At 50.3% G+C, this 22,081-nt stretch carries 20 protein-coding genes; 15 read left to right on the top strand and 5 right to left on the bottom strand.

All coding sequences use genetic code 11. The annotated features are described in order from the left end of the window. Positions 1-33: 33 nt before the first annotated feature. Positions 34-978, bottom strand: a complete 945-nt coding sequence (locus tag KXJ70_RS13385; protein ID WP_219044010.1) for a LysR family transcriptional regulator — start codon at positions 976-978, stop codon at positions 34-36. 225 nt (positions 979-1,203) lie between these two features. On the opposite strand from KXJ70_RS13385, the gene KXJ70_RS13380 reads away from it, so the two are divergent. Both KXJ70_RS13380 and oadA read left to right on the top strand, forming a co-directional pair. Next, positions 1,204-2,619, top strand: coding sequence for an acetyl-CoA carboxylase biotin carboxylase subunit (locus KXJ70_RS13380; RefSeq protein ID WP_219044009.1), 1,416 nt, complete (start codon positions 1,204-1,206; stop codon positions 2,617-2,619). 16 nt (positions 2,620-2,635) lie between these two features. Beyond that, positions 2,636-4,447 (top strand): sodium-extruding oxaloacetate decarboxylase subunit alpha, encoded by a 1,812-nt coding sequence (oadA, locus tag KXJ70_RS13375; RefSeq protein WP_219044008.1) that lies wholly within the window; start codon positions 2,636-2,638, stop codon positions 4,445-4,447. Between the two features lie 212 nt (positions 4,448-4,659). On the opposite strand, the gene KXJ70_RS13370 is transcribed toward oadA, so the two are convergent. The 3 genes from KXJ70_RS13370 to KXJ70_RS13360 form a co-directional block, all read right to left on the bottom strand. Next, a complete protein-coding gene (locus KXJ70_RS13370) occupies positions 4,660-4,962 on the bottom strand; it encodes a hypothetical protein (protein ID WP_219044007.1) in 303 nt (100 codons plus the stop codon). Between the two features lie 224 nt (positions 4,963-5,186). Then, positions 5,187-5,495 carry a peptidylprolyl isomerase gene (locus KXJ70_RS13365; RefSeq protein WP_255558459.1) on the bottom strand — a complete coding sequence of 103 codons (309 nt, stop codon included), beginning with the start codon at positions 5,493-5,495 and terminating at the stop codon, positions 5,187-5,189. Between the two features lie 115 nt (positions 5,496-5,610). After that, the gene (locus KXJ70_RS13360) at positions 5,611-7,665 is read right to left on the bottom strand and encodes a TonB-dependent receptor (protein WP_219044005.1); all 2,055 of its coding nucleotides are present in this window, start codon (positions 7,663-7,665) and stop codon (positions 5,611-5,613) included. A 38-nt stretch (positions 7,666-7,703) separates the two neighbouring features. On the opposite strand from KXJ70_RS13360, the gene KXJ70_RS13355 reads away from it, so the two are divergent. Both KXJ70_RS13355 and KXJ70_RS13350 read left to right on the top strand, forming a co-directional pair. Next, positions 7,704-8,222, top strand: coding sequence for a BlaI/MecI/CopY family transcriptional regulator (locus tag KXJ70_RS13355; RefSeq protein ID WP_255558458.1), 519 nt, complete (start codon positions 7,704-7,706; stop codon positions 8,220-8,222). Beyond that, complete coding sequence (locus KXJ70_RS13350; RefSeq protein WP_219044004.1) at positions 8,215-9,174, top strand: M56 family metallopeptidase; 960 nt, start codon at positions 8,215-8,217, stop codon at positions 9,172-9,174. Before KXJ70_RS13355 ends, KXJ70_RS13350 begins: the two co-directional genes overlap by 8 nt. A gap of 103 nt (positions 9,175-9,277) precedes the next feature. On the opposite strand, the gene KXJ70_RS13345 is transcribed toward KXJ70_RS13350, so the two are convergent. Further along, a complete protein-coding gene (locus KXJ70_RS13345) occupies positions 9,278-10,426 on the bottom strand; it encodes an acyl-CoA dehydrogenase family protein (RefSeq protein WP_219044003.1) in 1,149 nt (382 codons plus the stop codon). A 154-nt stretch (positions 10,427-10,580) separates the two neighbouring features. Here KXJ70_RS13345 and KXJ70_RS13340 point away from each other — a divergent pair, with 154 nt between their 5' ends. The 11 genes from KXJ70_RS13340 (at position 10,581) to KXJ70_RS13290 (ending at position 21,987) form a co-directional block, all read left to right on the top strand. Next, complete coding sequence (locus KXJ70_RS13340) at positions 10,581-11,003, top strand: hotdog fold thioesterase (RefSeq protein WP_219044002.1); 423 nt, start codon at positions 10,581-10,583, stop codon at positions 11,001-11,003. A 29-nt stretch (positions 11,004-11,032) separates the two neighbouring features. Further along, on the top strand, positions 11,033-11,734 hold the full coding sequence (trmH, locus tag KXJ70_RS13335; RefSeq protein ID WP_219044001.1) for a tRNA (guanosine(18)-2'-O)-methyltransferase TrmH: 702 nt from the start codon (positions 11,033-11,035) through the stop codon (positions 11,732-11,734). 93 nt (positions 11,735-11,827) lie between these two features. Next, on the top strand, positions 11,828-12,940 hold the full coding sequence (locus KXJ70_RS13330; protein ID WP_219044000.1) for a DUF1214 domain-containing protein: 1,113 nt from the start codon (positions 11,828-11,830) through the stop codon (positions 12,938-12,940). A 31-nt stretch (positions 12,941-12,971) separates the two neighbouring features. Continuing rightward, on the top strand, positions 12,972-14,150 hold the full coding sequence (locus tag KXJ70_RS13325) for a sulfotransferase family protein (RefSeq protein WP_219043999.1): 1,179 nt from the start codon (positions 12,972-12,974) through the stop codon (positions 14,148-14,150). Positions 14,151-14,209: 59 nt separating this feature from the next. After that, positions 14,210-14,680 (top strand): hypothetical protein, encoded by a 471-nt coding sequence (locus KXJ70_RS13320; protein ID WP_219043998.1) that lies wholly within the window; start codon positions 14,210-14,212, stop codon positions 14,678-14,680. A gap of 28 nt (positions 14,681-14,708) precedes the next feature. Further along, positions 14,709-15,701, top strand: coding sequence for a DNA-3-methyladenine glycosylase 2 (locus tag KXJ70_RS13315; RefSeq protein WP_219043997.1), 993 nt, complete (start codon positions 14,709-14,711; stop codon positions 15,699-15,701). Between the two features lie 100 nt (positions 15,702-15,801). Continuing rightward, positions 15,802-16,503, top strand: a complete 702-nt coding sequence (locus tag KXJ70_RS13310; RefSeq protein WP_219043996.1) for a crotonase/enoyl-CoA hydratase family protein — start codon at positions 15,802-15,804, stop codon at positions 16,501-16,503. A gap of 276 nt (positions 16,504-16,779) precedes the next feature. Further along, the gene (locus tag KXJ70_RS13305; RefSeq protein ID WP_219043995.1) at positions 16,780-19,710 is read left to right on the top strand and encodes a transglycosylase domain-containing protein; all 2,931 of its coding nucleotides are present in this window, start codon (positions 16,780-16,782) and stop codon (positions 19,708-19,710) included. A 334-nt stretch (positions 19,711-20,044) separates the two neighbouring features. Then, positions 20,045-20,734 carry a VIT1/CCC1 transporter family protein gene (locus KXJ70_RS13300; RefSeq protein WP_219043994.1) on the top strand — a complete coding sequence of 230 codons (690 nt, stop codon included), beginning with the start codon at positions 20,045-20,047 and terminating at the stop codon, positions 20,732-20,734. Between the two features lie 138 nt (positions 20,735-20,872). Then, the gene (locus tag KXJ70_RS13295; RefSeq protein ID WP_219043993.1) at positions 20,873-21,490 is read left to right on the top strand and encodes a LysE family translocator; all 618 of its coding nucleotides are present in this window, start codon (positions 20,873-20,875) and stop codon (positions 21,488-21,490) included. Between the two features lie 68 nt (positions 21,491-21,558). Continuing rightward, complete coding sequence (locus KXJ70_RS13290) at positions 21,559-21,987, top strand: NUDIX domain-containing protein (protein ID WP_219043992.1); 429 nt, start codon at positions 21,559-21,561, stop codon at positions 21,985-21,987. Positions 21,988-22,081: the final 94 nt, after the last annotated feature.

Raw genomic sequence — 22,081 nt, 5'->3', positions numbered from 1 at the left:
GGCGGCTAGGGGCCCTTTAGCGATCGATGTGGGCTATGCCTTGCTGGTGGCTGGCACTGAGAGCTTGTTACCTCCGGTTTGTAGCAACTCATAAAAGGCCTTGGTCAATGGGTTTAGGTGTTTACCTTTTGGATATACCGCGCACCAGGATCGGCGAATAGGAAACCCGTCCACGGCAAGTGCATGTAGTTTGCCCGTACTGATGTCTTCCGCGACCAGCGCCGCCGGCAGCACGGCGCAGCCATCACCATTCAGCAGGCATTGCCGAATAGCTAGGTTGCTCCCCATTTGGCGCACGTACTGAATTACACAGCTTTGTTGGCGGCAGAATGATTCGAATATTTGGCGGCTTCCGGAACCCGGTTCGCGCAGCAGCAGGGGATGTTCAAGCAACTGGATAAGGCTGATGCCGTGGATTTCGTTTTGCTGTGTTAGTGGGTGGTTCGGCGAGGCCACGACTAATAATTGGTGTTCTGCGAAGGGCGTGTAGCTGAGGGCCCGGCCTTCAGGTACTTGGGTCATTATGGCTAAATCGTCGAGGTTATCTGCAAGTCGCTCCAGCAAACGTTGATGGTTAACTACGTGTAGGCTGATATTGACGTCCGGGTGCTGGAGGCAAAATTGATTGATATAACTAGGTAGCAGCTGTTCGGCGCTGGATTCTATGGCGATATTGAGACTGCCCTGTAAACGACCATGAAGTTCAGTTAACTCTATTTCCAGGTGCACCAGACGCTGCTTGAGATCGCGGGCAGCGCGTTGCATGAGCTCGCCGGCGGAGGTTAAGAATAGCTGCTTGCCCAAGTAGTCAAACAGCGCTTGGCCGACGACATCTTCCAAACTGCGTATTTGCGAGCTGACCGCAGGCTGGGTTAGGGCCAGTTGCTGCGCTGCTTTGGAGTAGCTGCGGTGCTGGCAAACGGCCAGGAATACGTCCAGCTGGCGGAGGGTTAGGCGGTTTAGGTAGCTGACTTCCACGGGATACTGAGCTCTCAAATTTTGCGCAAGTTCGCACCACTATAAGTAATTACTTATTAATATCAAAACAATTATTAATTTTTTATTTAGAAGGTTTTTCGGTACGGTGGCTGCATGTAATTTTAGGTGTATTGATTTGTGCGCCGGTGAAGTTGTTTTGCAATGGCTATTTAGCGATTGCCACAGCGATGGACTGGGCCATTCTTCCCAATAGGGAGTTCAGCTATGTTGAAAAAAATCCTGATCGCCAACCGCGGTGAAATTGCGGTGCGAATTGTGCGGGCCTGTGCCGAGATGGGCATACGGTCGGCGGCGGTGTATACCGAGCCCGACCGTTTCTCCCTGCATGTTAAGCGCGCCGACGAGGCCTATAACGTGGGAGCCGACCCGCTGGAGGGGTATTTAAATCCCCGTAAATTAGTGGCCTTGGCGGTGGAGACCGGCTGTGACGGCCTGCATCCGGGTTATGGATTTTTGTCAGAGAACGCCGAGTTGGCAGAGATATGCGCCCAGCGTGGGGTGACCTTTATCGGCCCCAGCGCAGAGGTGATTCGCCGCATGGGCGATAAAACCGAAGCTCGCCGAGCCATGACGGCAGCCGGTGTGCCGGTCACGCCGGGTACAGAAGAGAATTTAAAAGGCGTTGAAGACGCGGTGACTGTGGCCGCCGGAATTGGCTACCCAGTGATGCTAAAAGCAACCTCTGGCGGCGGTGGCCGTGGCATTCGGCGCTGCGACAGCGAGGCAGATTTGCGGCGTCAGTTCGACCGCGTGGTGTCGGAGGCAACCAAGGCCTTTGGCCGCGCTGATGTTTTTCTTGAGAAATGCATCGTGAATCCGCGCCACATTGAGGCGCAAATTTTGGCAGACAGCCACGGCAATGTGATACACCTCTTTGAGCGCGACTGCTCAATCCAGCGTCGCAACCAAAAACTCATAGAGATTGCGCCGTCGCCCCAGCTTACACCTGAACAACGCGCTTATATCGGTGAGATGTCGGTGCGTGCCGCCGAGGCAGTTGGCTATGAAAACGCCGGCACGGTGGAGTTTTTGCTCGCCGATAATCAAATTTACTTTATGGAAATGAATACCCGTGTTCAGGTCGAGCACACCATCACCGAGCAGATCACCGGGGTGGATATTGTCCGCGAACAAATTCGTATCGCCTCTGGTTTGCCTCTGGGCTATCGCCAGCAAGATATTTCCTATCGCGGTTTTGCCATGCAGTTTCGGGTTAATGCAGAAGATCCTAAAAACGATTTTCTGCCCAGTTTTGGCAAAATCAGTCGCTACTATGCGCCCGGTGGTCCGGGGGTTCGGGTCGATACCGCGATTTACACCGGTTATACCATTCCGCCGTATTTCGACTCCATGTGTCTCAAGTTGATTGTCTGGGGTTTGACCTGGGAAGACGTCCTGGATAGGGGCGTACGAGCGCTAAACGATATGCGCTTGCAGGGTGTGAAAACCACTGCGACCTATTATCAGCAAATTTTAAAACACCCGGATTTTCGCTCCGGTCATTTCGATACCAGTTTTGTAGAAAGCCACCCCGAACTGACACAGTACTCGGATAAAAGCCGTCCTGAAGATATTGCGCTTGCGGTGGCTGCTGCCATTGCTGCCCACGCTGGCCTGTAAAAAATAGGAGTTGACGATGAGCCAAGATAAAGCTGTTCTGATTACTGATGTTGCGCTGCGCGATGGTCACCAGTCGCTGATTGCAACCCGTTTGCGTACCGAAGATATGTTGCCGGTGTGCGCCCAGCTGGACGCTATTGGGTTTTGGTCTTTAGAAGTCTGGGGCGGTGCAACCTTTGACGCCTGCGTGCGTTTTCTAAAAGAAGATCCGTGGGAGCGTCTGCGTAAACTGCGCGAGGCACTGCCAAATACCAAATTGCAAATGCTGGTGCGGGGCCAAAATCTCTTGGGTTATCGCCATTATGCTGACGACGTGGTAGAGGCTTTCATTCAAAAGTCTGCCGATAACGGCATGGATATTTTCCGTGTCTTTGATGCCATGAATGACGTGCGGAATTTACAGACTGCGATTGCGGCGGTAAAGAAGTCTGGCAAGCACGCGCAGGGCACGCTCTGCTATACCACTAGTCCGGTGCATACCACGGCTAAATTTGTTCAGCAGGCTAAGGACATGGTGGCACTGGGTGTCGACTCCATCGCCATTAAAGACATGGCCGGTTTGTTAACCCCAATGGCGACCTCCGAATTGGTCGGTGCGCTCAAAGACACGGTTGATGTGCCATTGGCATTGCACTCCCATATGACCTCTGGGCTTGCCGGTTTGTGCCAGCTGAAAGCGATTGAGGCGGGTATCGATATTATCGATACCACCATGTCGGCCTTCGCCAATGGTACCAGCCACCCAGCCACAGAAACGATGGTGGCGGCACTAAAAGGCACGCCGCGGGATTCCGGTTTAGATTTGCCAGCGCTGCAAGACATTGCCAGCCAGCTTTGGGAGGTGCGCAAAAAATACCACCAGTTCGAAAGCGAATTTACCCGCGAAGACGTGAGTGTGCAGATCAACCAAGTACCCGGCGGGATGATGTCTAACCTCGCCAACCAGCTCAAAGAGCAGGGCGCCTTGAACCGCATTGGTGATGTGTTTGCAGAAATACCGGCGGTGCGCAAAGACCTCGGTTATCCGCCACTGGTCACGCCAACCTCGCAAATCGTCGGCACTCAGGCGGTAATGAATATTCTGGCCGACAAGCGCTACACGACAATCACCAATGAAGTGAAACGGTACTTGCAAGGGCATTACGGTGCGGCGCCGGCTGAGGTCGATAAAGATCTGCGTGCCCGCGCGATTGGCTCTGAAGATGTGATTGACGTGCGCCCTGCAGATTTACTATCACCAGAACTGGCGAAGCTCCGCAAGGAAGTGGGCGAGTTGGCCAAATCAGAAGAAGATGTGCTGACCTATGCGATGTTCCCAGATTTGGGCCGCGCATTTTTAAGCGAGCGCGAAGCTGGCACCTTGGTTCCCGAAGTTCTCGAACCTATCGGCCAATCCACTCGCCCTGTCAGTGAAGGAGGTGTTCCCACTGAGTTTGTAATCGACGTGCACGGTGAAAGTTACCAAGTGGCGATTACCGGCGTCGGTATAAAAGGCGCGGGCAAACGTCATATCTATATGACACTTGATGGCATGCCCGAAGAGGTTGTTTTCGAAGCGCTAAATGAATACAAGGCTGAGGGCGCCAGCAGCCGTAAATCTGCCAGTAAACCCGGCCATGTTAGTACCAATATGCCGGGCAATATTGTCGAAGTATTGGTGGCCATGGGCGATACCGTTAAGGTCGGGCAGGCCGTGCTCGTTACCGAAGCCATGAAAATGGAAGCGGAAGTACAGGCGCCAATCGCCGGTAAAGTCATCGAGATTTTTGTTAAGAAAGGTGACCGAGTGACACCGGGTGAGGTCTTGATAGAGATAGAGGCTGTTTAATTTACTAGTTCGCGTGGAAGGGCTTGATATTATAAATGATAACCATTATCATTTATTTCAAGTCAGGGCTGTGCTCAATGTGAGCCCCCATTTACACAGTGCACTCTGATTCTCTCCAATTTGCCCCGCTTCACTATTGAATGCGGGGTTTTTTATTTTTATCAAATAGTTAGTTAGCTATATTGATGTGACTTCTATTCTTTGAAGTGCTGCTAATTTATCGTAACGGCAAGCCAGACGGCGCGCCAACGACGTAGTTTTTCTTCGCTGTTCAATTGTTTGGGTGAAACATCGACCGCTGGTTTTAGCTGTTCTTGACTTGTAATCAGGGTGCTGTTGATAGCCCCTTTAAGTCCGGTGGGAAAAGGACAGGTGGCGGCGATCAATGTTTGGCAGTGAGCGCAACTTAGAAAAACAGCTTGCTCTGAGCCCTGCCTGCTCTTTGCTAATGGGGTCGAAGAATGAATATCTAGCTGTCCGTCAGGGTCTGATAAATAAGACACATTGCGCTGCATACAGAAGTCGCAATCACATTTTCGAGCCTGATAGCTTTCCAGAGTGAGTGGCAGCAGAAGTGAGAAGTGCACGTTCTGGCAAGGGCATGATCCGGTGTATGTTTGCTTCACTCCAATGCCTCCGGTGGATGATCTATTGAGCATTGAGCATTGAGCATTGAGCATTGAGTTTGCTAGCGAAGAGCAGACTGCGCTCCTCGCTAGGCGTCACCACTAATGGAGTATTAGTTGCGGTAAATGGTTTGGATTAGGTGGTAGCCAAACTGGGTTTTCACGGGGCCGTGAACTTCTAAAACCGCTTCTTTAAATACTACGTCGTCAAAGGGCTTTACCATTTGGCCGGGACGGAATTCTCCTAAGTCACCACCTTTTTTTCCTGACGGACAGTCTGAGAATTTCTTTGCCAGCTCACCAAAATCAGCGCCTTTGGCTATTTGGCTTTTTAAATCTTGGGCTTGGTCTTGTGTTTTTACCAGGATGTGGCGTGCGCTAGCGACGGTCATGGATGAGTCCTTGTTGGATGATTTTGGCAATTATAGCAGGCGAAGCCGTGGCGAACAGGTATCGATTTACGAAATCGCCACGGCTTTTTTATGGTCGCTTAAGGTGACGTCTCGTGGTGCCGAGACGCCGGAAGGGTAGGCTGAATTAGAATTTATAGCCCATTGAGAGTCGAATTGTGCGCGGCTCAATGACGTGATAGTGGATATCGTCGGTAGCTACGCCTGCCGGTTCACTCGCCAGGCGCGAGGCATAAAAATAATCGATATCGTGATCGTCACTGTCGCTAAGATTGAGAACATCGGCCTTGAAGACCCAGTTGCTCATGCGGTAACCGGCGCGCAGATTCCAAATTGTGCTGTCGTCAGATTTGACGGAGCCGTCTTCTAACAAGGGTCTTTCGCCGAAGTGACGCACACGCAGACTGCCGAACCAACCACTGCTGAAATCAGCATTTAAGCCAGCCTGAAAAACATTCTTAATGGCGCCGGGAATTTTATTTCCTTCTGGCGCGGATTCAGTAAATTTTGAATTCGTGTAGGCGTACTCGATATCCAGGCTTATCTGGTCGGTAAAGTGGTAGTAGCCTGTGATTTCAATGCCGTTTCTTTCTGACGCGCGACTTGGCTCGGTATTGCCAGCGTCGCCGACAAATAGCAGTTCGCTATCTAGTTCTAAGGTCCACAGTGAGATGGACGTGTTGATACGATCGCTAATGAAACCACGCGTACCGACCTCGTATCCCAGTGAGCGCACCAGGGGGTCTACGCTATCGATGACACTGCCGTCAGTTGGATCTAGCCGAATCGTTGTGCCGCGTGCGTCATTTGAGTGGAAGCCTTGCCCAGCGGAAATATAGCCTTCCCATTCGTCATTAAAGGTATAAATCAGGCTGGCTTTTACCGAGCTAATGCTGTCGTCCGACGTGCCGCCGTTGTTGCTCAGGTCGATACTATTAATATTAATGCCGGTTTTGTCGTCGACATCAAAATCATAGTAATCGTATCGCGCTCCCAGCACGCTGCGCAGCGAATCAGTCCATGTGATGCGATTTTCCCAGTACAAGCCGATGCTCGATTCTGTTACTTGGTCGCTGCGAATCGCCCCCAGTCGTTGACGCGCTTGGCTGCGATAAAGTCCAACTTCATTGATATCATCGACCCGCAGGTCGCCACCGAATTTATTGCTCATGGTGCGGCCAGCTAATGCGCCCTCTAACAGGTAGGCAAGCTGGCCACCATAGATGGTGCGGTTGTCGACTTGCTCGAACTGGTCGCCATTGGTTTCATCGTCGAGAAAGTAGGTGAAGTTGGACCACAAATTGAGATCGTAGTCGATGACATACGCTGAGCCTACCCAGTCGCCAAGCTCCAAATTGGCGTTCAGGCTGTAGCGACTTGATTCGCCGCCGACGGTTTTGTCGATGGAGCCTAATTCGTCAATAATTCCCTGTTCTACCGCGCGTGAGGGAATTTGATCTGCGCTATTCCAGCTGTTGTCATAGGCCATGACGGTGAAACTAAGCTGGCCGTCTTCAAGCGGTATGGCGTGTTTTAGGAAGACGTTTATCTTGTCCAGGTCTTCTTCGATATCAGACCAAGGACCGTCATAGCGATTGCCTTCAACCGCGACGGTGGTGGTTCCGCCTCCGATTTGTAGGCTGTTCATTGCCAGCACGCGGTAAAAGTTGTCTTCACCCAAGGTGAGTTCGAGCAAACCTTGCTCTAGCGACCTGGTGGTGCTAATTTGTGCGCCGCCGGCACCACTGAAATCACCGACATCAGCGTAGTAAGCGCCTTTTTTATAGGCTAGTTGGGACACGACTTCGGGAATGAGAAAATTGAGATCAGAATAGCCCTGACCGTGACCATGGGTGCGCATATTGACGGGCATACCGTCTACCGACGTGGCAAAGTCAGTCCCGTGATCCAGATTGAATCCGCGCAGAAAATACTGGTTGGCTTTGCCGGTGCCGCTGTGTTGGGTGACGACCATGCCTGGCACCAGTTCCAGTACTTCGCCGGTGCGCAGTAGTGGCCGAAGCGAAATTTCCTGCTGGCCGACAATACCCTCTGATGCAGATACGGCTTCGCCGACGAGATTAATACGTCGTCCCTCGACCTCAACTGTTTCTATTTTTTGTTCAGCGGCAATAACTTGATTGCCACATAGTATTAATAAAACCCAAGCCAGCCTTTTCATCGTATGTTCTCATATCTATTATTGACGGCGTACGGAATATGCCATCGGCAGTTACACGCTTTGTCGAATACGCTATTCTCCGCCACACCGTTAAAACCTATATGGGGTCGGTTTTTGTGAAATCCTTTACCGCAGAAATGGGACGCTTATTGCGTCACCGCCGAGACAATCGGCAAGCGCCAACCTTGGGTGCGCGGGAATTGGAGGTCATGAAGATACTGTGGCGGGGTGATGTGCTGTCGGCACAGGACGTGTTGCAGGCAATAAGCGATAGCAGCTTAAGTCTGAGCACCATGCAAAGTACCTTGGAGCGTCTTTATAGAAAGGAACTGGTGTCTCGGGAAAAGACTGGTCGCTACTATCTTTATCGCGCAGCCATTAGCCGGAATGCGGTTATTACCCAGCTGCTGGGGGAAATTGCTGATCAAGTCGGTGATGGTGATATGGCACCGATGATTTCCGGATTTATGTCGTTTATCGATCAGGAGACATCCGAGCCGCTCTCCTCTGAGATGCGTGATGCTATTCAGCGCCTACCTTCAGAACGCGATGACTGATACGCTCACCGTTATCGGGAATTATCTTTTCGGTTGGACTGTTATAAGCTTGGCGGTTTCTTGGTGCTTGGCACTTGTTTACCCGCTAATGCTGCGCTCTATGGCTGAGTCTTCAGCTGAGCATGCATCGTTTTATACTCTGATATACAGTTTGTTGGCGCCGCTTTCAGCGGTCTTCGCGCTGATTATTTTGTCGCTACCAGAGTTGGCGTTTCCCTTTATTAGCGAGCATTGCCACGACACGATTTGTTCGCCACACACTCTTCATATGACCACTGATACCGTTGAAGGTGTTCTCGCTGTGTTCGTGGTTGTTCTTCTGCTGTCTGGTTTTGTTGTGTTAATGGCCAGACAGTTACACCGAAGTCGCCGGCACGTGAAAACATTGAGTAGTTTGTCTGAGCCGAGTTCTGCATCTTACCTCGTCGTGGAAAGTCCTCATCATATGGCATGGTGTGCTGGTTTTCTTAAGCCGCAAGTTTTTTTGTCCCGCGGCTTAGTTGATGTTATGGATGCGCGGCAATTGCGGCTGATCCTTGCTCATGAGCAAACCCACGCGTTTCGTCGCGATAATTTGCGTAAGTGGGTTTTGCATTGGGTGACTAATGCGTGGCCTAGAGGTCGTAAGCAACGCATAAGACAAAACTTCTCAAATTACAGTGAGCATATTTGCGACCTAGTTGCTGCGCGCTGTGAGAAGGGCGTGACAGAACTTGCCCATGTTATAGAAACCTTGGCGACGTGTAATGGCGATGCTAGCAAGCCCATGAGTTCCCTGGGGCACCATCGGCAGCAGCGAATTGCCGCGTTGCAGAGAGAGTTATATTTGCAAAAGGGAGAGGGAAAGCAAAGCTATGTTAAGCCCGCAGCATTCTTAGCTTGCGCGTGGATAATCGCCACAATGACCGCAATCCATTTTGGCCACCCTTTGCTTGAGTTCTTGTCTCGGTGATTGAATGGCCGCTCGGAGCCATAGAGAAGAGCTGTGGTCGTCGATCTGGGATGCATTAAATGGGGTTGCTGATCCAACCCCATTTAACGTTCTGAATGAGCAGTTACTTAAGTAAATCTCTGCCGATAATCAATTTCATGACTTCGTTGGTACCAGCGTATATGCGTTGTACCCGAGAGTCCGCAAAAGCGCGTGCCACTGGGTATTCCCACATAAAGCCGTAGCCGCCGTGTAATTGCAGGCATTCGTCGATGACTTTGCACTGCAGGTCGGTGGTCATTAATTTGGCCTTGGCAGCCATTACCGAATCAAACTTGTGTTCGATATGAAGTTCCAGGCAGCGATCTAAAAAGACCCGTGCCACGCTCACTTGGGTTTCCAGTTCGGCCAATTTAAATTGGGTGTTTTGGAAGGTGGCGATCGACTTACCGAAGGCGTTGCGCTCTTTTACGTAGTTAACGGTCTGCTCTAGGATCGATTCTGCGTTGGCTATTGCAATAATCGATACATTCAAGCGCTCTTGGGGGAGGTCTTGCATCATGTAGATGAAGCCCATGCCTTCTTCACCCAACAACTGGTCTTTTGAAACGCGAACATCCTGGAAGAACAGCTCGGAGGTGTCCTGCGCTTTTAAACCAATTTTTTCCAGATTTTTACCTTTTTCGAAGCCAGGGGCGCCAGCTTCTAGTAAAAACAGGCTAATGCCTTTGGCGCCAGCGGTGGGATCCGTTTTCGCGACCACAATAACCAAGTCAGCGTGTTGGCCGTTGGTGATAAAAGTTTTTGAACCATTAATAATATAATCGTCGCCATCTTTGACGGCGGTGGTTTTGATGCCTTGTAAATCAGAGCCGGCGGCGGGTTCTGTCATCGCGATTGCCATCACGATTTCGCCAGACACGCATTTTGGCAAATACTTTTGCTTTTGCTCTTCGCTGCCGTAGCGCTCGATATAAGGTACTGCGATATCTGAGTGCAAGCCCCAGCCAATACCAGTAAAGCCAGAGCGACCACATTCCTCATCGACAATGGCGTTATAGCGGAAGTCGACGCCGACGCCGCCGTACTCTTCCTTCACGCTCGGAGATAGAAAACCTTGTTCACCGGCTTTTAACCACAGCGCGCGGTCAACTTGTCCGTCTTTTTCCCACTGGGCGTGGTAGGGCGCCGCTTCCGTTTCCAGGAATTTTTTTACTGAGCTGCGAAACAGCTCGTGTTCCTCTTCATAGACCGTTCTTGGGATTGCTGACATGGGGTTTCCTCCGGGTGGGTTTAGTCGCTATTATTGCGCCCATGTTAGCAGAGTAAACTTTAATTTCCAGTGGATCTTTTCATTGAGGGGGGTAAGCTTCTGCGCTAGCGTTTTTAATACTATGTCACACACTATTTCAGTGAGAATTTGCACGATGACGATATGGAAGCAAAGCTTAGATTTACACCAAGCAAATGCCATGATGGTGAATACCATTGGCGACACTTTGGGAATAGTGATTACCGAAATCGGCGCTGACTACGTAGTTGGCACAATGCCTGTAGACAAACGAACCCATCAACCCATGGGCATCTTGCACGGTGGTGCCTCGGTGGTGTTGGCGGAGAGCCTAGGTAGCTTTGCGGCGAATATTGCCTGCGACAAGGACATGGCTTGTGTCGGTTTGGATATAAATGCCAATCACATACGCTCAGTGCGCTCGGGTTTGGTTACAGGCGTAGCGCGGCCGGTTCATGTGGGGCGTCGTACCCAGGTATGGGAGATTCGTATCGCCGATGATGCCGATAAAACCGTCTGCGTATCGCGTTTGACCATGGCGGTTATTGAGGCCCCCTAGATTAGTTTTTACTTGTAGAGGCAAACTGCATGACAGCAGAACGCTATCGACGGCTGCGTCAGGTACTGGAGTGCCGACAACCCGACCTGACGATTGTGACTGACAATGTTCACAAAAGCCGGAATTTATCGGCTATTGTCCGCACCGCTGATGCGGCGGGTATTGGCACCATGTACTGCGCCATGCCAGATAAGGATTACAAGGCGTTTCGCGGCACCGCGATGGGCTCTCACACTTGGGTGGCGGTGCGCCGTCAGCCTGATGTCACCGCTGCGTTGACGCCATTGAAAGCCCAAGGTTATCAAGTGTTGGCGACGCATTTGGCCAGCGATTCTGTGGACTATAGAGAGGCGGACTACACGCGCCCCACGGTGATATTGTTGGGGGCAGAAAAGCTGGGTGTGAGCGAGGCAGGCTGTGTATTGGCCGATGCCCACATTACGATTCCCATGCGTGGCATGGTCCAGTCGTTTAATGTTTCGGTAGCGGCGGGCATTATTTTGGCCGAAGCAGAGCGACAGCGTCAAAATGCGGGTATGTACTCTCAGCGTCGTATAGATGATGCTAGCTACCAGCGAATCTTGTTTGAATGGGCGCAGCCAAAAGTCAGTGAATACTGCCGCGAAAATGGATTAGCTTATCCACCGCTAGATGACAGTGGTGAATTGGTGGATGGCCTTGCATGGCAGCGTGCTGTGCGCGACGGGCTAGCCCCTCAGTTTGATTGGTAGTCTCGGCCGCTCAGATCTGCGTCACCTGTCTGGGTGATGCAAGAATACGCATCTTGCTGCCAGAATGAAGCTGATAATAACAGGAGTAGTCAGATGCCAGAAAACACCCCAAATCCGCTTGTTGATATTGATGCCTGGGAGGCGTTTTGCGACGAGCTAAAAGCCGCCGGCCAGCAGATTATTCGTCCTGAGGCTCCAATCGATGATTTAAGTCGTGCGGAGGGTTGGCGTTATTTAACTCGCCTAACTCGCATTGCTTTAGACATGTTCATGGAATGCAGTGATCGCGATTTTCCGAGCTTTTACAGACCGTCACATGAAACCGCTAAAATCGGCGCAGATAACCCGGATAATCACTACCTGCGGGCTGAGATAAACGGCGCGCACGACTACCTCATAAGCGGTCCGCGCGGCACAGTTGCCTATTTAGGTTTTATCGCGATAGCGGGTGGCTACGAAGAAGAAGACGGAAATATGCGCTCGGTGGGGGCGATTGACACCCATAGTGGTCTAGAAATAAATGCCGATGGCACCATCGATGTGATTCTCTCGCAAACACCCAAGTCGGGTAACTGGCTAAAGATCACCGAGGATACGTTGGCGGTGCTAGTGCGTGAAACCTATTTAGATCGCAGCACTGAAATTTTTGCCGACTTGAAAATTACCCGCCTTGATAGCGCCAATAGCAAACCTGCGCCACTCACAGGTGCTAAGTTAAAGGCGGATCTCGCTAACACCGCGGCGTTTGTAAAAGGCACTGCAACCCTATTTGCTGATTGGGCCAAGGGCTTTAAAGAAAACCCCAATAGCCTGCCGCCAGCTGATCAGGAGTATTGCCAAAAGCTGGGTGGCGATCCGAATATTTTCTATTATCACGGCTATTTTAATTTGGCTGCCGACGAGGCGCTGCTAATTGAAGTTGACGATATTCCGCAATGTGATAACTGGAATTTCCAGTTAAACAATTACTGGATGGAGTCATTGGAATATCGCTACGTACAGATCCACGTCAATAAGCACACCGCAAAATATCGAGACGGGGGTGGTGTAAGTATCGTGGTGTCGAGTCAAGATCCTGGATGCAATAACTGGCTGGATACCACTGGCCACGCAGAGGGGACAATGGCGTTCCGTTGGATTGGTGCCGATCGCATCGTGCATCCTCGCTGTACTGTGGTTAAGTTGGCTGAGCTAGCACAAAAATAAAATGAATTAGCAGAGTCTAGGAGAAAGTATTTTGAGCACAGAATTTGTTATACCCGAAGTAGACCTTTCTGCAGAAACCTTAATGGCAGAGGCAATGACCGTGACCGGCTTGCATGACTTTGGTGACGAGTCGTTTCGGGAGCCGCTTAAGGTGCTGGTCGCTTCCTTGAACGATGAAGCCGATTTAAATGCCGGGGGGCGTTTTGGTCAGTATCAGCGCATTCTTAATATTTTAATTAATCGTCTGCGAGTTGAGGCCTGGATTGAAAAGCATCCCGAGATTCTTGACGAGGAAATTAATTCCCCCGTTGTTATCATCGGCTTGCAAAGAACAGGGTCGACTTTTTTCCACCGAATACTCGCCGCAGATAAGCGTTTCTATGCGCCACTTTGGTATGAGGTGCGTAATCCGGCGCCAGAATTAGATTGGGATTTTAAGAGTAAGGATGCTCGCATAACATCTGCTGAAGAGGAAGTGGCGGGCATGTTGGCAGCCAACCCAGAACTGGCTGCTATTCACCCCATGGACCCTGTTGCTGCAGACGAAGATATATTGCTTCTTGAGCACAGCTTTTACAGTACGGTGCCGGACGCGTTTTGCAATGTGCCTAGCTACGGTAAATGGAATGATGAGCATGACAATACGCCGGCGTACCAATACTTAAAGCGTTTATTGCAGTGTTTGCAGTGGCAGAAAAAACGCAGTGGTCAAGTCGCGGAACGCTGGTTATTAAAAACCCCGCATCATATTCATCATATTGCTACATTGTTGAGTGTATTTCCCGACGCCAAGATTGTGCAGACCCATCGCGATCCGCTGCAAACGATTCCGTCTGCGGCGAGCATGAACTACAACCTGTGGATTATGTGTAGCGACAATGTCGATGGCAAAGTTGTGGGTGAACAGTGGGCGGCCAAGTATGCACGGGGCACCTTACACACTTTGCAAGTGCGAGATCAGCAGCCGCAGTCCTTTCTCGATGTTTGGTATAAAGACACTGTGGTCGATCCCTTGTCGTCGGTGAAAAAAGTCTATGACTTTATCGGTATGGATCTCACTGATACCGCCCGCGCGGCGATGGAAAAGCACCAAGAAGACAATCGTCGCGATAGTCGCCCCAGCCACGAATACACGCTTGAGCAGTTTGGCTTAACGGAAGAGGGCCTAAAAGCACAGTTTGCTGAATACCGTAAGCGCTTTGTTGATTAGCGTACGGATCGGCGCATTTGTATTATGATTGAGGGGATCAGCCCTTTTGGAGAATGCAAATGCGTCATTATCAAATTAAGCTTCGCACATTTCTATGTTACCCCTTTTTTACCTGCCTTATGTTTGTCGCACTGCCCAGTAGCGCCGCTGATGTAATAAGTGACAATGCGCAAAAAATCAAAGTACTTGAGGCGCAAGTTGAAAAATTACAGGCCGGTCTAGAGTTAGTCCTCAAGGAAATGACTGCCGCAAATGCTGAATTAAAAGCCCTAAAGCAAAGTCAATCCGCCCTGAGTAGTGCGATGCAAATCCAAGACGGCAAGATTGTTATTACATCGTCGGGCTCTTTGGAGTTGCGTGCTGTAACGAGCATTCTCTTAAAGAGCAGTGCCGCCACGGTCGATGCTGGCTTGGTGAGTTTAGGTAGTGGAAGTAAGGCGCCGGCAAGCTACCAAGGCTCACCAGTGTCAATTTCTGGTACCAATGGCACGGTAACCGCAGGGTCAAAATCCGTCCTTATTGCTCGCTAAATGCGGTATTTCCAGAAGGCAGTATATTATGCCAGCTGCGCGGAGTAGTCTTCGGCTGGTGGTGGATTTAGCGCTGCCAGCAAGCTATCGATTCGGCGATGTATTGGCTTTTTACGGTCGCGATAAAGAGCACGTCGCTGAACGTGTCTACGCAAAGGTCGACCCCAACGGGCTTAGCTTGATCGCGCAACTTGATAGCGTCGACAAAGCTTTGCTTTGGTTTGGCCATCCAGCGTGCTTGAACATCAGTTTTTTAGGCAATGCGGCGCGTATCTCCTTAAATATAGATATCGCCGAGGTAAAAGTTGATGCCGCCCAGCGCAAAGCCTGGACGCGTCGCTTAGGATATTTAAGCTCTCGTGTACTGGGTTTAGATCAAGACATCCTTGGGTTTGAACAATATGTAGCGGGCCATCATGAATTCGCGCGGCTTGTCGGGCGCAACTCCGGCTTACGCGTGCCCCAATCGATAAACCCCTTCGAAGCATTATGCTGGGCAATCACCGGACAACAAATTAGCGTCAGTGCAGCGGTCGCTGTTCGTCGTCGGTTTATTACATTGCTGGGGCTAAAGCATTCCTCTGGCTTGTTGTGTCACCCTGACCCAGCAAGGGTTGCAGCTTGCGATGTAAGCGCGTTGCGCAGTGTTGGATTGTCAGACAGCAAGGCCAAGGCCTTGCTGACGCTGGCATTAGCAATCCAAAACCAATCACTGGTGCTTGCGGATTTAGATTCTGGTATCAAACTCACGCCTGATTCGGCAGAAGTCATAAGCAACGATTTACTTGGCTTGCGCGGAATAGGGCCGTGGACAGTCAACTACGCCTTACTGCGAGGCTTCGGCTATTTAAATGGCTCCCTGCATGGCGATGTCGCGGCAAGAAGAAATCTACAAAGCCTGCTTGGCCGACAGCAAAAACTAAGCGGGGATGAAACCGAGCAGTGGCTGGCTCAATTCACTCCGTGGCGCGCTTTGGCAGCCGCTCATTTATGGGCGATGCAGTCAGCCGAGGGGTTTTAATTTGCTGCAGTGTTCTCCTCCGAATTGAATGACTGGCGAGAACCATGCCGATTGCATAGAATGCACAGATATATGTTTTCAGTGATAACACGGAGAGAAGATGAGCGATTTAGTGGATTACCAGCTAGACGGGAAAGTTGCGACGATAAGTATGCGCAATGGCAAGGTCAATGCGATGTCGCCCGAGCATATTGCCGCTATTGACGCAGCCCTGGATCGCGCAGAGCAAGATCAAGCCGTGGTGATGATTGTGGGACAGCCTGGTATTTTTTCTGCTGGTTTCGATTTGAAGGTTTTTCAGGCGGATGCGGCCGCTGGCGTTGACATGGTGAAGGCCGGCTCGACCTTGTGCCGCCGCTTACTCGCGTTTCCGACCCCAGTGTTGGGCGTGTGCACAGGCCACGCCATCGCACAGGGTTGTTTTTTACTGATGGCCTGTGATGTTCGGATTGGTGTTGATGGTCCTTTTCAGCTTGGTTTGAATGAAGTGCAAATCGGAATGACCATGCATCATTTTGGGGTGGAATTGCCGCGTGCACGCTTAAATCCATCTTATTTTCAGAGCGCGATTGCTACCGCGAGAATGTTCTCACCGGCTGAGGCACTGAGCGCCGGTATTCTGGATAAAATAGTGGCTGCAGATCAGCTAATGGACGCTGCACAGAGCGAAGCTCAGCGCCTGGCAGGGCTCAATATGGCGGCGCATTTGGCGACGAAACTGAAGATGCGTGCCGGCCTGTTAGATATCTTAGATGAGGCTATTGAGAAGGATTATCAAGAACAGCGGAGTATGCTGGCATAAGGGCTATTGTTCGCCCTTGAACCCTTGCTTTCAGCGTGCTTAATTACACTAAATATAGTAGCGCCAGCTCTATCGAATAACTTGCACCTAGATTATGCTGCCGCTCCAAACTGGATCACAAACCGTGGTCAGTTTTGGCACTTGGATCATTAACTGCGGTATAGTGGTTTTCGTTATTAGACGGAGTTTGGCTTTACTATTGTGATTACATGGAAGCGCGCTAAAAAGTACTGTTTATTCGCGGTGTTATTTGTCCTAGTGGCCTTAATAGGGCTGGTGACGTTCGAATATAATACGTCTTATTTTCAGTCTCATTATTTTACCAAGTTTGCGGCCAGTCTCGACTACGAGATAAAGGACGGCCCCTCAGACTCCATCGCCTTTCCTAGCCACGGACCTTACAACATCCAGAACGGCTATACCCGTCTGCCAGACTTTAGCAGTCGCCTGCAGCAAAACGGCTTCGATATCAGTAAGCAGTCGCGATTCGCGGAACCGCTGATGCGGTATAGCCGCTGGGGCGGAAACCCGCCATACCAAACTCCTCCCCAGACAGGGCTCACCATTTTTGGCGAAAACGGATCGACGCTTTTCTCAGCCCGAGAACCGCAAAGTTATTTTCGCAACTATGCAGAAATCCCACCGCTATTATTAAAATCGCTGTTGTTTATAGAGAATCGCGAATTGCTGGTGGAGAAAAGTCCCACTAAAAATCCTGTTGTGGAGTGGGACCGACTAACGCAAGCGGCATTTTCGCGGATACTCCATCCTGGCGAGTCTGGGCCGGGGGGGAGCACGCTCGCGACCCAAATGGAAAAGTACCGCTATTCGCCACGCGGGCTTACCTCTGATCACAATGAAAAACTGCGTCAGCTGGTTTCTGCCAGCGTCCGCTATTATCACTCTGACAAAAGTAGTCGCGACGCCAGAAAAATGATCGTTCTCGATTACTTAAACTCAACACCGCTGTCAGGTCGCGCCGGTTACGGTGAGATTCATGGTATTGGCGATGGCTTGAAGCGGTGGTATGGCATCGATTTAAAATACGCCAATTACGTTTTAACCTCGACCAGCGATACCGTGGGTATAAATGAAAAGGCGAGGGTGTACAAAGCGGCGCTCAGCTTATTATTGTCTCAGCGCAGGCCGTCCTTCTATTTGCTAGAAGGCCGCGATGAACTCGAAAAACTGACCACATCGTATCTGCGTATATTGGCAAAGAATGGCATTGTAGGCGCTGCATTGCGCGACGCAGCGATTGCCCAACAACTGACCTTTGTGGGTCGTGAGGTTTTGCCGCCCACAAGCTTCGTTGAAAGAAAGGCCATTAATAATGTGCGCAATGAGTTACTGACGCGCTTAGGGGTGAACAGCCTTTACACTTTGGATCGTTTAGATCTTACGGTGAATACCACGATTGCCGGTGAGACCCAGGCCAAGGTAGAAAGCTTATTAAAACAAGCAACCAATTTAGATTACGCCAAAGATTCCGGCTTGATGGGCGAGCGCTTGTTACGGGAAGGACAGCTAAGCGCCTTGAGTTACAGTGTGCTGCTCTATGAGCGCACGCCTAGAGGCAATGTGCTGCGTGTTCAAACTGACAACTTGAATATGCCCTTTGATATGAATACAGGGTCGAAATTAGATTTGGGTTCCACCGCCAAATTACGAACCCTCATTACCTATCTTGATATTATCGAAAAGGTGTATCTCAAGTACCGCGAGCTTTCGTCAAAAGACTTATTGTTCGCGCGCGATGTCGCCGAAGACCCGCTGCGTCGTTGGACCTTAGATCAATTAATTGCCAATCCCAATATTGAATTAATGGCGTTGCTGGATGCTGCTATGCAGCGCAAGTATTCCGCGAATCCGGGCGAGTCATTTTTTACCGCTGGCGGTCTGCATAAATTCGGCAATTTCGACAAATTAGATAATTCGCGGACGCTGACGGTGGCTGATGCCTTGTATCGTTCGGTGAACTTAGTGTTCGTGCGAATGATGCGTGATGTTGCACGTTACTACACCATGGAAATTCCAGGTTCACGTGAAGTCTTGCAAGATCGTGGCGAGCCACGCCGACAAGATTACCTCTACCGCTTTGCGGACCTTGAGGGCAATATTTATCTAAATCAGTTCTACAATCAATACAAACAGTTGAATGCGCCGAGCATACTTCAGCATCTCGCTAGCCGTACTAAGCCGTTTCCCGGCCGCTTAACAATGGCGTTTCGCTCGGTTCGTCCCGACGCCGATGTGGCAGCCTTGAACTCGTTTTTGACTATGCGCTTAAGTGCTGAAGAACTCGCAGAAGCGGATGTCGACAAGCTTTACAGACAGTACGATCCAGAGCGCTTTAACAGCAATGATCGCGCCTATCTTTCGCGTGTTCATCCACTTGAACTGTGGTTGGTTAGATACCTATTAGAAAACGACAATCCCTCGCATAGCACGATTGTCGAGGCGAGTGCAGCGGTGCGTCAAGACGCCTACTCGTGGTTGACTAAATCGCGCAAGCAGCGGGCTCAGGATCGCAGTATTCGTATTCTATTAGAGCGCGATGCCTTCGTTGCAATACATCATCAATGGAAGCGTATGGGCTACCCCTTCGGCAGTTTAATTGCCTCTTATGCCACCGCATTGGGTGCGTCGGCTGACCGCCCCGTGGCCTTGGCTGAACTGATGGGAATACTCGTCAACGACGGTATCAGAGTGCCGTTTAGACAGATCGATAGCCTCAAATTTGCTAGCGGAACACCATACGAAACCGCGTTTGAACGTGCATCACCGGTCGGTGAGCGAGTCTTGTCATCTGAGATTAGCCAGACAGTGCGCAATGCCTTAGCGGGCGTTGTAGAGAACGGCACCGCAAGACGTTTAAAAGGCTTATTCCTCGATGCCAGCGGCAAGCCCATTCAAGTCGGTGGCAAAACCGGAACGGGTGACCACAAAATAAAATCATACGGCGCTGGCGGGCGTCTTATCGCCGAAGAATCCGTCAACCGCAATGCGATATTTTCCTTCTATATTGGTGATCGCTTTTTTGGAGTAATCCTCGCCCACGTTGGCGGCGCCACGTCTGGTGGCTTTGAATTCACCAGTGGCTTGGCAACACAGTTGTTAAAAATTATTCAGCCGGTGTTGGCACCGATGATGCGTGAAAATGCGCCTGCTGAAACGGACAAGCCTAAAGGCGATGCGCAGCGCTGATAGGTGCGGGAGCGAGTAAAACAACATCGCTAACACAGCCGATGTTATTTTAAGCTAGTATCCATCGCCGATGATCTGGTTATAAAAAGTCCTGTCTCATCCTTATCGTCGTAATACTTCGTGTTGTGCTTTCTACAATGCAGGCGTTTTTCTTTGCGGAAGCAAACAATCTTATGGTGGGTTTCCAGTTGTAAGAGTGCTGCATTGATCCAGATACTTGCATAGGACAAATACGCGATGAGTTTTTCTTGTGTTCCCTATTCAAACAATACTTCTTTGGTCACGTCTCGTGCGATGATCTACTTGTTTTGTCTACTAATAGCGGGAGATTGGTATGACGCATTTTGAAAAGCATAGGACCGAACGAATCGGTTGGCTTCGTGCCGCCGTTCTCGGCGCAAATGATGGGATTGTATCTACCGCTAGCCTAGTCTTGGGCGTGGCGGCAGCGGGAGCCGATTCTGCGACGATATTGCTTACGGGGGTTGCCGGTCTTGTTGCGGGTGCGATGTCGATGGCAGCAGGTGAATATGTGTCTGTCAGTTCCCAGGCAGATACAGAGCGAGCTGATCTTGCCAGAGAGAGTAGGGAGTTGCTCAATTCACCAGTTCAAGAGCAGGCGGAGTTGACAGAGATATACGTTAGTCGCGGATTAGAGCCGGAACTTGCAAGCAAAGTGGCAACTCAATTGATGAAGCACGATGCACTTGGCGCGCACGCACGTGATGAACTTGGTATTTCAGAAACATCGACGGCTCGGCCAATTCAGGCGGCGTTCGCGTCGGCAGCGACATTTTCACTGGGCGCTGCTTTACCTCTACTCGTTGTACTGTTATTCCCCGCGTCTGGACTTATGCTTGCTGTGTCAATCAGCGCACTCTTATTCCTTGCTTTGCTTGGCTTTTTGGCAGCGAAAGCTGGCGGTGCGCCCGTTATAGTCGCTGTCTCTCGGGTTACTTTTTGGGGGGTGCTTGCAATGTGCTTGACCGCTGGGGTGGGTGCTTTATTCGGGGTTGCCGCTTAATAATTCCCCCTAGTATTATGATTATATATACCAAAAACGGGTATCGTATATTCAGCCGTACTTTGAAGAGGTAGCACCTGGGCGCCAAAGATTCTTGGACTTGGGTTTTTCCTGGAGGCGTTACGTCTAGAGATCGTTATGAATCTAGTTGAGATAGTCATTCTGTTTAGCGCAATGGTGGCTTTGTCACTTGTTCCGAGCGCCAGCGTCGCCTTGGTTGTTGTACGCTCTTCGACAGCGGGATTTTTAAACGGTGTTGCTGTTGCCACCGGAATCGTAGTCGGTGATCTCGTTTTTGTTTTTCTCGCTATTTTTGGCATGGCTGCGCTAGCCGACGTGATGGGGAGTTTGTTTCTCGGTCTGAGGTATATGGCAAGCGTCTATCTGATTTGGTTCGGCATAAGCCTTTTAAGATCGAAACCTTCATCGCTAGTAGCGGCTTCTACTCGGTCTGGATCTACATTGTCAGCAAGTTTTCTCTCGGGATTAATTCTTACACTTGGCGATGTGAAAGCCATATTATTTTATGCCAGCCTGTTTCCTGCGTTTGTTGATTTGGCCACCATTAATACGTCGGATATCACAATCGTTGTTTTTGTGACCATCGTCGCGGTTGGTGGTGTCAAACTCGGTTATGCCTATTCGGCAAAGAGGGTCGTGTCACTCGCTAGAGGGTTAGATAAAGAACGCGCTGTAAAAAACACGGCTGGTGGCTTTATGGTTTGCGCAGGGGCGTACCTCATTGCAAAGGCTTAAGACGAGTAGTCACTGTGATAGCTTTATCGTTGCACGTGTTGGCTGAGATATGAGCGCGGAGGGGAACAATGACAACAGGTGAATTCTCAGGGTGTAAATTAGCGCTATTTATGGATGGCAAAATTCTGGTCTATATGCGAGATATGAAGGAGGGGATACCTTTTCCCGGAATGTTTGATCTTCCTGGTGGCGGCAGAGAGTTCGATGAATCCCCTGAACAATGTGTAGTCCGTGAATTGCATGAAGAGTTTGGCATTAAATTTTCGATAGAAAGACTTCGTTATAAACAACGATATGACCTTTCCAAACCAGGCGATTACGGATACTTTTTTGTCGGTGAACTATCGCTTGCTGAGGCAGAAAATATTTCCTTTGGTGATGAGGGGAAGTATTGGAGGTTTATGGACGTACCCGAATTTCTTGCGCATCCGGATGCAATTCTTCATCTGCAGGAAAGGCTGCTGGATTATTTAGAACACAGTAAAATCGTGGAGTAATTTCGATCTGTCCACGTAACTCAGCCTCTGGGCATCGATTTGCGATGCCGTAGCTTATTACCTTGATACTGAGAGATTAGCCACTCGACCTCTA

Origin of the sequence: Zhongshania aquimaris, from assembly GCF_019312595.1 — a bacterium.
Classification (GTDB): Bacteria; Pseudomonadota; Gammaproteobacteria; order Pseudomonadales; family Spongiibacteraceae; genus Spongiibacter; species Spongiibacter aquimaris.
This window is presented reverse-complemented; position numbering and strand designations above follow the sequence as displayed.